Origin of the sequence: Asticcacaulis biprosthecium C19 (assembly GCF_000204015.1) — a bacterium.
Lineage (GTDB): Bacteria > Pseudomonadota > Alphaproteobacteria > Caulobacterales > Caulobacteraceae > Asticcacaulis > Asticcacaulis biprosthecius.
On record NZ_GL883077.1, the window covers coordinates 585262 to 599157 of the forward strand.

Annotated in this window: 16 protein-coding genes; 6 read left to right on the plus strand and 10 right to left on the minus strand. The window is 62.7% G+C overall.

Features of this window, described 5'->3' with window-relative positions:
* Window positions 1–2: 2 nt before the first annotated feature.
* A complete protein-coding gene (locus ABI_RS03030) occupies window positions 3–1610 on the minus strand; it encodes a carboxyl transferase domain-containing protein (RefSeq protein ID WP_006271357.1) in 1608 nt (535 codons plus the stop codon).
* A 212-nt stretch (window positions 1611–1822) separates the two neighbouring features.
* Here ABI_RS03030 and ABI_RS03035 point away from each other — a divergent pair, with 212 nt between their 5' ends.
* Complete coding sequence (locus tag ABI_RS03035; RefSeq protein WP_006271358.1) at window positions 1823–2686, plus strand: LysR family transcriptional regulator; 864 nt, start codon at window positions 1823–1825, stop codon at window positions 2684–2686.
* Here the strand turns inward: ABI_RS03035 and ABI_RS03040 are convergent.
* Genes ABI_RS03040 through ABI_RS03050 form a run of 3 tightly spaced genes read right to left on the minus strand, consistent with a single transcriptional unit; the run spans window position 2674 to window position 4471 of the window.
* Entirely contained in the window at window positions 2674–3501 is an 828-nt protein-coding gene (locus tag ABI_RS03040; protein WP_157138680.1) for a hypothetical protein, read from the minus strand. The genes ABI_RS03035 and ABI_RS03040 overlap by 13 nt on opposite strands.
* Window positions 3498–4013 (minus strand): PadR family transcriptional regulator, encoded by a 516-nt coding sequence (locus tag ABI_RS03045; protein ID WP_006271360.1) that lies wholly within the window; start codon window positions 4011–4013, stop codon window positions 3498–3500. The genes ABI_RS03040 and ABI_RS03045 overlap by 4 nt, the downstream gene beginning before the upstream one ends.
* Before the next feature lie 56 nt (window positions 4014–4069).
* Complete coding sequence (locus ABI_RS03050; protein ID WP_006271361.1) at window positions 4070–4471, minus strand: diacylglycerol kinase family protein; 402 nt, start codon at window positions 4469–4471, stop codon at window positions 4070–4072.
* A gap of 467 nt (window positions 4472–4938) precedes the next feature.
* Here ABI_RS03050 and ABI_RS03055 point away from each other — a divergent pair, with 467 nt between their 5' ends.
* Entirely contained in the window at window positions 4939–6255 is a 1317-nt protein-coding gene (locus tag ABI_RS03055) for an OmpA family protein (RefSeq protein WP_006271362.1), read from the plus strand.
* Window positions 6256–6332: 77 nt separating this feature from the next.
* On the opposite strand, the gene ABI_RS03060 is transcribed toward ABI_RS03055, so the two are convergent.
* Window positions 6333–6947: an SCO family protein gene (locus tag ABI_RS03060; protein ID WP_006271363.1), complete on the minus strand. Its 615-nt coding sequence runs from the start codon at window positions 6945–6947 to the stop codon at window positions 6333–6335.
* 31 nt (window positions 6948–6978) lie between these two features.
* Here ABI_RS03060 and ABI_RS03065 point away from each other — a divergent pair, with 31 nt between their 5' ends.
* From ABI_RS03065 to ABI_RS03075, 3 genes are all read left to right on the plus strand, one after another.
* Window positions 6979–8379, plus strand: a complete 1401-nt coding sequence (locus ABI_RS03065) for an ActS/PrrB/RegB family redox-sensitive histidine kinase (protein WP_245531285.1) — start codon at window positions 6979–6981, stop codon at window positions 8377–8379.
* On the plus strand, window positions 8376–8960 hold the full coding sequence (locus ABI_RS03070; protein ID WP_006271365.1) for an ActR/PrrA/RegA family redox response regulator transcription factor: 585 nt from the start codon (window positions 8376–8378) through the stop codon (window positions 8958–8960). The genes ABI_RS03065 and ABI_RS03070 overlap by 4 nt, the downstream gene beginning before the upstream one ends.
* Before the next feature lie 249 nt (window positions 8961–9209).
* Window positions 9210–10121, plus strand: a complete 912-nt coding sequence (locus ABI_RS03075; protein WP_006271367.1) for a tyrosine recombinase XerC — start codon at window positions 9210–9212, stop codon at window positions 10119–10121.
* Between the two features lie 10 nt (window positions 10122–10131).
* Here ABI_RS03075 and ABI_RS03080 read toward each other — a convergent pair whose 3' ends face one another.
* The 5 genes from ABI_RS03080 to gstA are packed head-to-tail and all read right to left on the minus strand — an operon-like array spanning window position 10132 to window position 13385.
* Window positions 10132–11700, minus strand: a complete 1569-nt coding sequence (locus ABI_RS03080) for a RecQ family ATP-dependent DNA helicase (RefSeq protein ID WP_006271368.1) — start codon at window positions 11698–11700, stop codon at window positions 10132–10134.
* A gap of 38 nt (window positions 11701–11738) precedes the next feature.
* On the minus strand, window positions 11739–12200 hold the full coding sequence (locus tag ABI_RS03085; protein WP_006271369.1) for a DMT family transporter: 462 nt from the start codon (window positions 12198–12200) through the stop codon (window positions 11739–11741).
* Between the two features lies 1 nt (window position 12201).
* On the minus strand, window positions 12202–12405 hold the full coding sequence (locus ABI_RS03090) for a tautomerase family protein (RefSeq protein ID WP_006271370.1): 204 nt from the start codon (window positions 12403–12405) through the stop codon (window positions 12202–12204).
* On the minus strand, window positions 12406–12777 hold the full coding sequence (locus ABI_RS03095; RefSeq protein ID WP_006271371.1) for a nuclear transport factor 2 family protein: 372 nt from the start codon (window positions 12775–12777) through the stop codon (window positions 12406–12408).
* Entirely contained in the window at window positions 12774–13385 is a 612-nt protein-coding gene (gene gstA, locus ABI_RS03100) for a glutathione transferase GstA (protein ID WP_006271372.1), read from the minus strand. Before gstA ends, ABI_RS03095 begins: the two co-directional genes overlap by 4 nt.
* Window positions 13386–13503: 118 nt before the next feature.
* On the opposite strand from gstA, the gene ABI_RS03105 reads away from it, so the two are divergent.
* On the plus strand, window positions 13504–13860 hold the full coding sequence (locus tag ABI_RS03105) for a winged helix-turn-helix transcriptional regulator (RefSeq protein ID WP_040308525.1): 357 nt from the start codon (window positions 13504–13506) through the stop codon (window positions 13858–13860).
* Window positions 13861–13896 lie beyond the last annotated feature (36 nt).

A 13896-nucleotide genomic window follows, 5' to 3' on the forward strand; every position in this document is an offset into this window, starting at 1 on the left:
TCCTACATCCGGAAAATGCCGAACCGGGTCGGGGTGATGGGAGCGTTCAAGGCGGCGGAGAGGCCGAGGCCCAGCACGCGGCGGGTATCGGCGGGGTCGATAACCCCGTCGTCCCACAGCCGTGCCGAGGCGTAGTAGGGATGGCCCTGGCTGTCGTAGGTGTCGCGGATCGGCGCCTTGAAGGCGGCCTCATCCTCGGCCGACCAGGTGCCGCCCTTGGCTTCGATGCCATCGCGGCGGACGGTGGCCAGGACATTGGCCGCCTGTTCGCCGCCCATGACGGAGATGCGGGCATTGGGCCACATCCACAGGAATCGCGGTTCGTAGGCGCGGCCGCACATGCCGTAGTTGCCGGCGCCGTAGGAGCCGCCGATGATCACGGTCAGCTTGGGGACATCGGCGCAGGCGACGGCGGTGACCATCTTGGCGCCGTGGCGGGCAATGCCTTCGTTTTCGTATTTGCGGCCGACCATGAAGCCGGTGATGTTCTGCAGGAAGACCAGCGGAATGCCGCGCTGGGCGCACAGTTCGATGAAGTGGGCGCCCTTGAGCGCGCTTTCGGAAAAAAGCACGCCGTTATTGGCGACGATCCCGACCGGATAGCCGTAAAGGTGGGCGAAGCCGGTGACCAGGGTTTCACCGTACAGCGCCTTGAACTCGTCGAACTGCGAGCCATCGACCAGCCGGGCGATGATCTGGCGAATGTCAAAGGGCTGGCGCGTATCGGCCGGGACGATGCCGTAGATGTCTTCAGTGGGATAAAGCGGTTCGGCAACCGGGCGGGTGGCCAGGGTGATGGACTTGATGCGGTTGAGATTGCCGACGATGCGGCGTGCCGTGCGCAGGGCGTCGGCGTCATCGGCGGCCAGATGGTCGGCGACGCCGGAGATGCGGGCGTGGATATCGCCGCCGCCTAAGTCTTCCGAGGAGACAACTTCACCGGTAGCGGCCTTCACCAGGGGCGGACCGGCCAGGAAGATGGTGCCCTGTTTCTGGACGATGATCGATTCGTCCGACATGGCCGGGACATAGGCGCCGCCGGCGGTGCAGGAGCCCATGACCACGGCGATCTGTGGGATCCCGGCGGCCGACATGCGCGCCTGGTTGAAGAAGATGCGGCCGAAATCGTCCTTGTCCGGAAAAACCTCGTCCTGGTTCGGCAAATTGGCGCCGCCGGAGTCGACGAGGTAGACACACGGCAGGTGGTTCTGTTGGGCGATGTCCTGCGCGCGCAGGTGTTTCTTGACCGTCAGAGGGTAGTAGGTGCCGCCTTTCACCGTGGCGTCGTTGCAGACCACGACGCATTCCGTGCCGTTGATGCGGCCGATACCGGTCAGGATGCCGGCGGCCGGGACGTCGTCGTCATAAACGTTGTGTGCGGCCAGGGCGGAGAATTCGAGGAAGGGGGAGCCCGCGTCGATCAGGCCGGCGATGCGGTCGCGCGGCAGCAGCTTGCCGCGATCGGTGTGCTTCTGGCGCGCGGCCGCTGTACCGCCCAGGGCGATTTTGGCTGTCAGGCCGAGCAGGTCATCGACCAGAGCCCGCATGCGCATGGCATTGGCGATGAAGTCCGGATCGTTCGGGTCGATGTCGCTTTTCAGCGCGGGCATGGTGGATATCTTCGAGTACGGATGATGAAAGAGGACCCCTCCGTCTCGAGCCTCGCCGGCCCGCGGCGCTTCGGCCCATAAGGGGCCTCGCTTGCTCGCCACCTCCCCATCTTCGATAGGGAGGAGAAGGAAGAATAATCCGAGGGCCAAACTAACCCATTTACGTGTATTGCCAAAATGAATTAAAACTATCGTGATTATAGGTATTGTCTATGGAACTATATCTACTGCGCTATTTCCTCAGCCTGGTCGAAACCGGCAGCTTCACCAAGGCGGCCAGCGCCTGCCTGATCACCCAGCCAACCCTGTCCGCGGGGATCAAAAGGCTGGAAGAGCAGGTGGGGGTCGAGCTGTTCGTGCGTAACAACAAGCGGGTATTCCTGACCACGGCCGGAACGCGCTTCCTGCCCCGCGCCAAGGCCATCCTCCACGAGGTCAATATGGCCGCGGCGGAGCTGTCTCAGACCGAAACCAGCAATGTCCTGCGGCTGGGGGTATTACAAACCCTACCGGCGGCGTGGGTCGCCGGACTGTTGCAAGGGTATCTGCGCGAACAGCCTGATATCCGCTTCGATCTGGTCGACGGCACCGAGCAGGAACTTCTGAACCGGCTGGACGAACGCGGGGTCGATTTCGCCCTGTCGCTGCGCCGGGTCGAGGACGACGCCTCGGTCGCGCTGTTCGAGGAGGGGTATGAGTTGGCCCTGCCATTGAGCCATCGGCTGGCCGGGTCTGCCGAGATACAGGGCGAGGATCTGGCCAATGACAATATGATCGTCCGTTCACGGTGCGAAGTGTTGTCGGAGACGTCGCGGCACTTTACCGACCGCAATGTCCGTCCGCCCCTGGTCTATCGGACGGCTCAGGACGAACGGGCATTGGCTATGGTGGGGGCGGGGATCGGTATTACCGTCATGCCGCAGTCCTACCAGGCGGGGAATGTCGTGCGTATAGCTATGACCGGCTTCAATCCGCGTCGCACTGTCGCGTTGTTCAGGCCGCGCTATGCCTTGCCGGACCGCCTGGAAGCGGCGGCCCGGGCTTTCGAGGCATTCGTGACGGCTTACGCGGCCTGAACCGCGGCTTTCTTACGCGCGCCGGTCAGGAGGATGGCGCCAGCGGCCCAGCCGAACAGGAAGTTTGACACGAAGACCTCGATAAAGTGGATCTGGCGCACCGGCCACGGCATGACCGGGTTCGGCATCAGCAGGACGATGGTGCACAAACAGGCGAAGGTAACGCCGACCATCAGACTACGGAACAACGCGGAGCCCTGAACCGACTTGACGATGACGGCCGCCAGTCCGCCCCACATCAGGCCCCGCACGACCTGCAACGGAACCAGCAGGCTCTGGTCGATATTGATGCCCTGGGCGTAGTAGGCGCGCAGGGTTTCGCTCTGCCAGGCGATAAAGGTACCGGCGGCATAGTAGGCGAAGACATAGAGCGGTGAGATGACCGCCAGCTTCCACCATAGTCCGCCCAGGCTGGCCAGCGGTTGCGGGTCTTTAGACGGCCATAGCAGGGCGCTGACGACCGCGATCACGGCGGCGCTGATCGCGCCGTTAACCAGCATGAAGGTCAACAGGGTGGATGACATCTTCAGCGACGCATTGAAGAAGATGGCTTCGATCCACGACATCAGGGTTATCGTGCCGAATGTGATGACGAACAGGACGATTGCCTTGGGCAACCGGGCCAGATGGATATTAGCGGCCAGGACCGCAATGACGATGGCCTGGACGGCATAGACGATCGCCATGGCCTGGAAGGCGGTCAACGGTTCTCCGGCGGTTGGAGGGGCGGCGCCTGGCGACAGGATCATACCGCTGATCATGGTTATGGCCAGCATGGTCAACCAGAGTCCTAAGCATTTTGCAGCAAACTTCATGGTGTGATGTCCTCATTAAGTTGACGATAGGCATCCGCCGCCCATTCTGCGGCGGCTTCGGTGGTTTTCAGTCCGTGGTAAACAGCCAGCCGGGCCTGCAATGGCAGGGCTTGGCCGGGTTCGCTGTCGAGGAAATTCCGCAAGGCTATGACCTTGGCGTGGGCGCATCGGGCGTACGACATCAGAAAATCCAGCGACTGCGGCCGGTTGTTTTGCAGAAAGGCGAAGCGCAGAAGGGCGATATTTGGATCTTCTTCCGACGTGACGGGCTGCGCCAACCAGGTCGCAAAGGCTGTCTCGCCGGTTGTCGTAATAGCTAAGACGCTCTTCTTGCCGGTGGCCCGGCTTTCAACCAGGCCGGCCTTCTCCAGATTTTTCAGAGCCGGGTAGATGCTGCCGGGGCTACTCGAATAGTTGCCCATGGGGGTCGTTTCGAACACCTTGCGCAGGCCGTAGCCACTACGTGGCTCGTCGCGGATCAATCCCAGCAGGGCGTAGGCAAGCGGCGTCATTTGGTACGATCCGTATTACGTATTCTGGATAATACGAATCGTATTAAATGGCAAGTCTACAGATGAACCGGTCCGCTCAGGACCTGGAGATAGGCATGAAGATAGGGCCACAGGGTGATGGCGCCGATAACGACGGCGGCGAAGACGCAGATCAGGACGGCACCGGCGGCGATGTCCCTGGCATGGCTTGCGCCATCAGGGGAGACAAGGTCACTGACGTGCCCGACTGCGGTCTTGAAGGCCTCTGCCGTCCAGACCACGGCAAGGGCGACGATCAGCCAGCGCCAGTCGGCGGCTTCGACACCCAAGAAGGCGGCCAGCAGGATGACGATAACGGTGGCGATCAGGTGCGGCACGGCATTGGGCTGGCTGCGCATCATGACCATCAAGCCGTCGACGGCATGGCCGAAACGCCTGAGCCGTGACAGAAAGGAAAATCGTCCGGCGGGATTCGACATGCGGCAACTCCATTTACGTGGCGCGTGCATAGGGCGATTTGCCGGCCCATGAAACCCGCTATGAGCCCGCTATGAGAAAGTCAGCGGCACGAAACAACGAAGGCCTCTCATCCTGAGATGAGAGGCCTTTCTGTTAGGCACATTAGCCTGTGTCGGCTCCGTGATAAAGATCCGGAGGATTGTACGAGCCTCAGCCCGTAAAGAAAGCTTAGCAAAAACGTGCGTCCGGCGCCATTCACAACCTCGCGATCCATTTTGAAGACGCGTGATAGGCGCGCCGTTAAGATTTGGCTTCGTGCATGACGCGAAGATCGGCCGGATATGCCGTGTTATCGCGGGTCACTGCGGCCCAAAAGACGCATAACGCCACGATCTTGCCCCAATTGGGATAACCGAATTTCAGCGCCGCGGGCTTTCTGCTAGTCTCAAGCTTCTCTTAACAAGATTTCGCCTTTGGAGGGTGCATAATGCGCCTCAAGCTCGCTGCCGTTCTGGCCTGCGCCGTCTCGATGATGGCCGCGGCCGCTTCCGCCGATACCCGCCTCGGCTGGTACGTCGCCGCTGATGCCGGGGTCCACGATATGGACGAGCAGACCCTGGTGCTGCGCGACGTCACCCTGGTCTCCCGGACGGAAAGTGACGAGGGCTCATCGTCATCGGCGCAAGCTTTCGCCGCCGCCGCCATCATCGATGAGGACATCGAGGAAGCCGACGGTTTTGCGCTGGACACCGAAGCCAAGGCCGCCGTGTTCGTTCGCGCCGGTAATCAGGTGTCGCCGCATTGGCGCGCCGAGTTGGAATATGGCGAGCGCCCCGGCGATATCAGCGACAGCATTGTCTCCGGCTATGACGGCGAAGCCGCCGGCCGCGGGTCGCTGGACCTGACCTCGCTGATGTTCAACGTCATCTACGACATCTCACCCGACAGCCGCCTGCATCCTTTCGTCGGCCTGGGCGTCGGCGCCGTGAAGGTCGAGACCGACTATACCGGTACCACTTCCGATCCCGACTATTCCACCAGCTATTCGATCCGCTCCAGCAAGACCGCCGCCGCCGGGCAGGTCATCGCCGGCCTGGCGTGGGCGGCGTCGGATCGCCTGAATATCGATCTGACCTATCGTTATCTTGAGGTCGGCAAGGCGAATTACGATGTCCGCGCCGATGTGGCCTACAACGAATACAACAATGATTGCTCGCCCAATTGTGAAAGCGCCGCGCTGGCCAGTTTTGCGGTCGCCGAAGCCTATGGGCCGACCCTTGTCGAAGAGGTCTATGAAGGCCGTATGTCGGGCAAGATCCGCGACCACAGCCTGACCATCGGTCTGCGCTGGTCGTTCGGTGCCCCGCGCGGTCCCGCTGCCGATGTCGGTCCGCCGCCGCAAGAGACCGTGTCGTCGGGTGAGACCTACAGCTCGCCGTCGCCGGTCGTGGCGCCGGTCGCACCGCCCGCCCGCCGCAACTTCACCGTCTACTTCCCCTTCAACAGCGCAACGCCGACGGCGGATGGCCTGGCCGTGATCTCGGCGGCCGCCCAGCAGGCCCGCAGCCAGCCTGGCGCTCCGGTGACCGTGACCGGCCATGCCGACACCTCGGGCTCGGCGCCCTATAATATCCAGTTGTCGCAGAACCGGGCCCGCATGGTGGCCGACGGCCTGATCCAGATGGGCGTGCCAGCCTCGGCGGTCAACACCGACTGGAAGGGTGAAGCCCAACCGGCGGTTCCGACCGGCAACGGGGTGAAGAACGCTGAAAACCGCCGCGCCACGATTTCGATCGGGCAGTAGGTAAAGCCAAAAAAAGGCCCTGAAGAAGCCCTCTCAATACGCCTCAAGGCCTCTTCGTCCAAGGACGAAGGGGCTTTTTATTTCCCCGCCATGGCGTCCTTGATCATCCCGGCCATTTCCGCGGGCGACAGGCCGTAAGCGTAGGAGCTGTTGTAGCGCCCCCGGGGGTCCATCAGGTAGACCGCGGTGGTGTGTTGATAGGTGTAGGCGTCGCCTTCACCGACCTTGGACGCCGTCGTACGATAGGCCTTGACCACGGACGCGACCTGGTCCGGCGTGCCGGTCAGGCCGATGGCGCCCTTGGGCATGCCGCCGCTGTCGAGATAGGCCTTGAGGCTGGCCGGGGTGTCACGCGCCGGATCGACGCTGATAAAGACGATCTGGAAATCCTTCGCCTTGCCGCCCAGTTGGGTCTGGACCTGGGCGAGGGCCTGCAGGGTGAGGGGGCAGAAGTCCGGGCAGTAGGTATAGCCGAAGAAAACGGCTGTCCATTTGCCGTTCAAAGCCGCTTCCGTCACCACCTGGCCGTTCTGGTCGGTCAGGGTAAAGGCGCCGCCCGGCAGTTTCGACGGGTCGAGGTCGACACTGGCGTTTCGTTGCGCGCCATTGAGGTTGAGATAGTAGTTCAGACCGGCCAGGCCGATCAGGGCCAGGAAGGCCGCGCCAATGATTGCCAGCCGGAACTTTGTCATCTATTCCTCGCCCAGGGATGCAGGAGCCATGATGACCGCTTTAGAGCGCCTGGGCGCCTTTTTCAATGGACCCGATGACGCAGGACGCGGGCTCGGCCCGCTCAGCCGGGAAAAGGATCCCCTGCGCCTGCGCACCCTGGTCATGCTGAGGTGGCTGGCCATACTGGGCCAAACCGCCATGGTCCTGCTGATCGCCTTCGTGTTCCAGTATGAAATCCGGCTTTGGCTGACGCTGGGCATTATTACGGCCAGCGTCTGGCTGAACATCATCCTCACCTTCGGCCGCCGCTTTGTTCAGCGCATGCGCGGGTGGGAGGCCGCCTTGCAGCTCAGCTTCGACGCCGTTCAGCTTGCCCTGCTGCTGGGGGTGACAGGTGGGTTGAACAATCCCTTCTGCCTGATGCTGGTGGCGCCGGCAACCGTGGCCGCCGCCAACCTGCCGGCCCGTCACGCCATGGTCGTGGTGGTGGCGGCCATGCTGGCGACCATCTCCATTGCCTTCTGGCATCTGCCGCTGCCGTGGCGGCCAGGCGAAACCTTTATGCTGCCCGACATCTACCGCTTCGGTTTTCTGGCGGCCATCCTGCTGGGGATCGTGTTTACCGCCGGCTATGCCTGGCAGGCGGCCCTGGAATCCAACCGCATGGAGCACGCCCTGGCGGCGACCCAGGCGGTTCTGGAACGCGAGCAGCGTCTGTCGGCGCTCGGTGGCCTGGCGGCGGCGGCGGCGCATGAGCTGGGCACGCCGTTGGGCACGATCCAGGTCGTGGCCAAGGAGATGCTGCACAGCCTGAAAAAGACCGATCCGCTGTACGAAGACGCCGAACTCCTCGTCTCGCAGAGCCAGCGTTGCCGCGATATTCTGAAACAGTTGTCGCAGAAGCCCGAGACGCGCGATTCGGTGTTCGACCATATGCCGGTGCGCGCCTTCCTGGAAAGCATCGTCGGGCCGTACCGCAAAGACCGCAAGGAGATCATCATCCAGGTCCTCAGCGAAGGCCATGCCGTGGAGCCGGACCGCGAAGCCGGGCTGATGATCCTGCGCCGGCCGGAGTGGCTGCATGCCTGGGCCGCCTTCGTCGAGAATGCTGTCGACTTCGCCAGAAGCATCGTCTGGGTACGGATAGAAGTGTCGCGTGGCTTTGTGGCGCTGAACATCGAAGACAATGGTGCGGGTTTCTCACCTGAAATATTATCGCGTCTGGGTGATCCCTATATCTCGTCGCGCGTATTCGGTGAGGACGCTCCGAAGGCGGAGGGACGGTCCTATTCCGGCATGGGTCTCGGATTTTTCATCGCCAAGACCCTGTGCGAACACACAGGTGCGCGAGTCACCTTCGGCAACCGTGACGCCGGAGGTGCCTATGTCCGGGCCTTGTGGCGGCGCGATCAGATGGATATCTTGTGGATCGACGAAGGAGACGTGTCATGATCGAAGAAGCTGCCCCCGACGTAAAGGCGGAAGTTGCCGCCAGGTTGGCGGCCCTGACCGACAAGTCCTTGCTGGTCATGGATGACGACGCGCCGTTCCGCAACCGGCTGGGCCGGGCGCTGGAAACGCGTGGCTTTGCAGTGACGATGGCGGAAAGCGTCCACGAGGCCCTGGACATTATCGCCAAATCGCCGCCGGCCTTTGCCGTGATGGATATGCGGCTGGACGACGGTTCCGGGCTGAAGGCGATCGAGGCCCTGCACAAGGCCCGCCCGGACGCTCGGGCGATCATGCTGACCGGCTACGGCAATATCGCAACCGCCGTGGCGGCCGTGAAGTCGGGCGCGATCGATTACCTGTCGAAGCCGGCCGACGCCGATGATGTGGTCAAGGCCTTGCTGGTGGTCGAGGATTCTGCGCCGGTCCCGCCGGAAAATCCGATGTCGGCCGACCGGGTGCGGTGGGAGCATATTCAGCGCGTCTATGCCCTGTGCGGACAGAACGTGTCGGAAACGGCACGCCGGCTGAACATGCACCGGCGGACGTTGCAGCGTATCCTCGCAAAGCGCGCGCCGAAATAATACCGGCGGGATCGTTCACACCGCCATCACCGAGATAGTGAACAAAGGGGTAACTTTTCGGCCTTAAATTGCCGCAAAGACCGCCTATATAATGTTCAACGGACATGCGTTCGCCTTTGAGGTCTCCCTTCCCAAAGCCCCCCAAGGTTTTTGGAGGTGAAGCCCTCTCACCACGCCTCCCTGATCCGCAAGGAGAGGGGAGGGAGACCACCCGGCGGTCTTAGGCGCAGCGGATGACCAGGAGCCGTCATGACTCTCGATGATGCGCGAACGGCGTGGTTTGGCTGGCTAAAGGGCCAAAGGCGCTGTTCTGCGCATACCCTGGCCGCTTATGGCCACGCCTTCCGCGGATATACCGATTATTTGCGTCAGCATTGGGGGGAAGCGTCCCTGGATGACGTGGCGCGTGTGACCTCGGCCGATCTGCGCGGCTGGATGGCGTATCTGCGTGGGAAGGAAAATCCGCTTTCGGCGCGGTCCCTGGCCCAGCACCTGTCGGCCGTCAAATCGTTTCACAGCTATCTCGACCTGCATCTGGACCGTGGCAATGTCCAGGTCGGGCTGATGCGCGGTCCGCGTCTCAAAGCGACCCTGCCCCGTCCGCTCAATGAAGACCAGGCGATCGGTCTGCTGGCCGAAACCCGGATGGACGCTGATCGCGACGACTGGGAAAACAGCCGCGACGAAGCCGTCTATATGCTGCTGTACGGCCTGGGTCTGCGGATCTCGGAGGCCCTGTCTCTGACGGTGGCCGATACACCCCTGGGCGACTCCCTGCGCATCACCGGCAAGGGCAACAAGATGCGCGTCCTGCCGGTTCTGGAGGCGGTGCGCGAAGCGATCGAACGCTACAAATCGCAGCAGCCCTTTATCCTCGCGGCCACGGACCGGCTGTTTCGCGCCAAACGCGGTGGTGAGCTTTCGCCGCGTCACGTCCAGGCGACCATGCAGCACCTGCGCTCGCGCCTGGGCTTGTCTGACCGGGCAACGCCTCATGCTCTGCGCCACTCGTTTGCGACGCATATGCTGGGGTCAGGCGCTGACCTGCGCTCGATCCAGGAATTGCTGGGTCACGCCAGTTTGTCGACGACGCAGAAATATACCCAGGTCGACGCCGAACGCCTGCTCAGCGCCTATGCGGCGGCCCACCCGAAGGGGTGAGTATTTATTTTCAGATCTTGGCTGTCAGCTTCAGGTCGCCTTTGAACAGCTGTTTCAGCAGGTCGGAGTCGCGTAGGCCGACGATCGGCATCTTGCCGTCGTACAGTTCCTCGGCAATCACCCCGGCCGCCTCGCACTGGTCCAGCACATGGGTCAGCAAGGCCGCGTCATACTGCCCCTTGGCGATGCCGAAGGTTTTGATGCGGGTGGTGTAGTCCGGGCGGTCGGACTTGCCCAGCACGTGGTCGACCAGCTTCTTGCGGCCGCGCGCGCCATTGATCCGATACAGGGCCGACATCAGCATCTGTGCCGGCTCGGTGACATCCGTCAAACGCCCACGCGACAGGCAGTTGTCGCACGTGCCGCACGCCGCGCCGGCCTCTTCGCCGAAATAGCGCTTCACCGCCTGGCGCCGACAATCCGGTCCCAGGACGGTGGCAAAGAAGTCGCGCGCCTTCTGCTTCTGAACGCTCTGGTCGGCGGCGCCTTCATTCTCTCGCAAGGTCAGCCGCCGGACCGCCCAGCCGAGATCGCCCGGGGCGTAGAAACACACGCCTGACGCCGGCAGGCCATCGCGGCCGGCGCGACCGACCTCCTGCCAGTAAGCCTCCATAGAGGACGGGGGATCGGCGTGGATGACGAAGCGAACATCGGCCTTGTTGATACCCATGCCGAAGGCAATGGTCGCCACCATGATCTTGGCTTGGTTTTTAGATTCTGGGCCGGCCATGAAGGCCTTCAGCCGGTCCTCGCGGATATTGGCGGACAGACCGGCGTGATAGGCGGTGGCCGAAAAGCCCTCCAAAGTCAAAGCTCGGGCCAGCTTTTCGGTCCCGTCGCGCGATCCGCAATAGATGATGCCGGACGCGCCCTTCTGGCGCTGGAGCAGGGCGGAAATTTCCTTGAGGGCCGCGCCCTTGCGGCGGACGAAACGCAGCGACAGGTTCGGCCGGTCGAAGCCGGCGACGACCTCGACGGGTTTGTCGAGATGCAGGGCGGCACAGATATCGGCGCGCGTGACGTGGTCGGCTGTGGCCGTCAGCGCCATGGCCGGCACATCCGGGAACAGCGCCTTGACCTGGCCCAGGGCACGGTATTCCGGCCGGAAATCGTGGCCCCACTGGCTGATGCAGTGGGCTTCGTCGATGGCGACGAGATTGACCGGCAGCCGGCTCAGCTTGTCACGCACGAACGGCGAGGCCAGGGCTTCGGGCGACAGATACAGCAGGTCCAGCTCACCGGTGCGGGCCGCGTCCCAGATATCACCGCGCTGGTTCAGGTCCTGAGTCGAGTCGAGCTTGGCTGCCTTGACGCCGCGTGCCAGCAAGGCATTGACTTGGTCGCTCATCAGCGCGATCAGAGGCGAGATGACCAGGCCGAAGCCGGGCCGCAGCAGGGCCGGGATCTGGTAGCACAGGCTCTTGCCGCCACCGGTCGGCAGAACGGCAAGGACGTCGTGCCCGTCCAGGACGGCGGAAATCACCTCCGCCTGCTTGCCGCGGAACTGTTCGTAACCGAAGACGCGATGGAGGATTTCGTTGGCGGCAGCCAGATCAGGCGCTCGTTCAAGCAAGGACATGGTCTTAACCTAAACGAGATCGCTCCGGATGTGAATCGTCATTGTGCGGCGGTTGGGCTTTTTGCTGCCAACTGGGTAATCGCGACGCCGACCACAAGCACCGCCAGTCCCGTCAGTCGGACAAGGTTGACCGGCTTCACCGCCGCGCCGAACAAACCGAAATGGTCGATCGCGGTGCTGGTGACGATCTGGGCGGCGACAATGAACAGTATGGTGTTGCCGACCCCGAAACGTGGTGTCAGGACAGCGACGCTGAGGCCATAAAAGGCGATGATCAGTCCGCCGGTAAACAGCCACGGCGGCAGCGTCGGCAGGGTGGCGATCCCTTGTGTGCCAGTGGCCAGCAGGACGGCGGCGGACGCGATCAGGCCGACGACGAACAACACCACGACGGCCAGTACAGGATTGCCCGTCGAACGCGCCAGGGTCCCGCTGATGGCGGCCATGACGGGGATCAGCGCGCCAGCCGCAAAGGCCCAGACGGCGTATCCGGCGTTCATCTCATTGTCCCTTCTTGCGGCGTTGGCTGACCGGCTCGCCGGCTATGCCCCAGTTGTCGAGTTCGACCTCGTCGATGACCACGAAGGTGGTCGCCGGGTTCTTGCCCAGCACCTCGACCAGCAGATCGGTAGCGCCCTTGATAAGGGCGGCCTTCTGTTGCGGCGTCGCGCCTTCGCGGGTGATCTTGATATTGACATAGGGCACTTAGCTGCTCCGTATTTGGTAATGGAAAACCTTCGAGATGATTTGCCACCTGCCGCCGGTGAAGACGAGGGTGAGAAAATCGCTGAACGCCTTAGGCGCAAGGGTACATTCGACCAGGGCACGGGCGGTATGGGGGCCGGCGAAATCGATACTAACGATCCGGTCGGCCCGGGCGTCGCTGCGGCTGGCCGGAGAAGGCCGCGCCGCGACAATGGGAAGATAGGCCGCCATGTCCATATGAACCAGGTCTTCGTCCGTGGCGCAGACATAGTGAGCCTTAGGATGGAACACCTGTCGCAGGGCTTCGGCGTCACTGTGATAGAGGCCGTCGAAGTAGCTCTGGAGGACGGCCTTGACGGCGGCCTGGCTCACGCCGCCAACCCTTCGGCTTGCAGGGCGGCCTGGACCGCCGGGCGTTGCGCGACGCGGGTGACAAAAGCCTGCAGATACGGCCACCGCTCCAGGCCGATACCGGTGGGTTTGGTCCAGCCGGCAACCACGAACAGGTAGGCATCGGCCACGGTGAAGCCCTCCCCGACAAGGAAGGCACGGCCATCGCTCAGGACCTGCTCGATATAGTCGAGGCGGTGGATGACATTGGCGCGGGCGGCTGCGCGGCCTTCCTCGCTGGTGGTATTGCGAAACAGCGGCGTAAAGGCCTTGTGGACCTCGGAGGCGAGGTAGTTGAGGTGTTCCTGAAGACGGATCCGGGCCAGGGTTCCGGCCGCCGGCGCCAGGCCCGACTGTGGCGCCAGGTCGGCGATGTATTGCACGATGGCCGCGCCTTCGGTCAGGACCTCGCCATCGGCCAGGCGAAGGGCCGGGACATAGCCCTTGGCGTTGATATCGGCGTAGCTAAGGCCGGCTTTCGTCGTGCCGGCGGCAGGGTCGACCTTTTCCAGATCGAAGACGAGACCAGCTTCACGCAGGGCGATGTGGGGTGACAAGGAGCAGGCGCCGGGGGCGTAGAACAACTTCATGGTGGGTCCTCCTGTGGGTAGAGGCCATGAAGATTGCGGTAAAGATTACATTTGTAAATCTAATTACTTTATGTTACTAAAGAATCGAGTTACCGCTCGGTAAGCAGGTTTCGAAATCATGGCCTTAAAACTGAGGAAAAACAAAGCCGAGACCCTGCCGCCTCTGTGCGCGGTGGGGGAATGCATGGTGCTTCTGGGCGGCGCCTGGACGCCGAATGTCATCTGGTACCTGAGCGGCGGTGCGCGGCGGTTTGGTGAGCTGAAGTCCGACATGCCGCTGATTTCGGCCAAGATGCTGAGCGCGCGGCTCAAGGACATGGAAGAGAAGGGCGTGGTGACGCGTACCGTCATGCCGACCTCGCCGCCATCTGTCGAATATGCCCTGACCGAACTGGGCGCTGAATTGGTACCGGCCCTCAAGGCGATCGTCAGCGTTGGCCAGAGGCTGAAGGTTCGCCGCGCCGAAGCGGCCTAATACCAAGCCTCATAAAGAATGACGCTTGGTATTTGC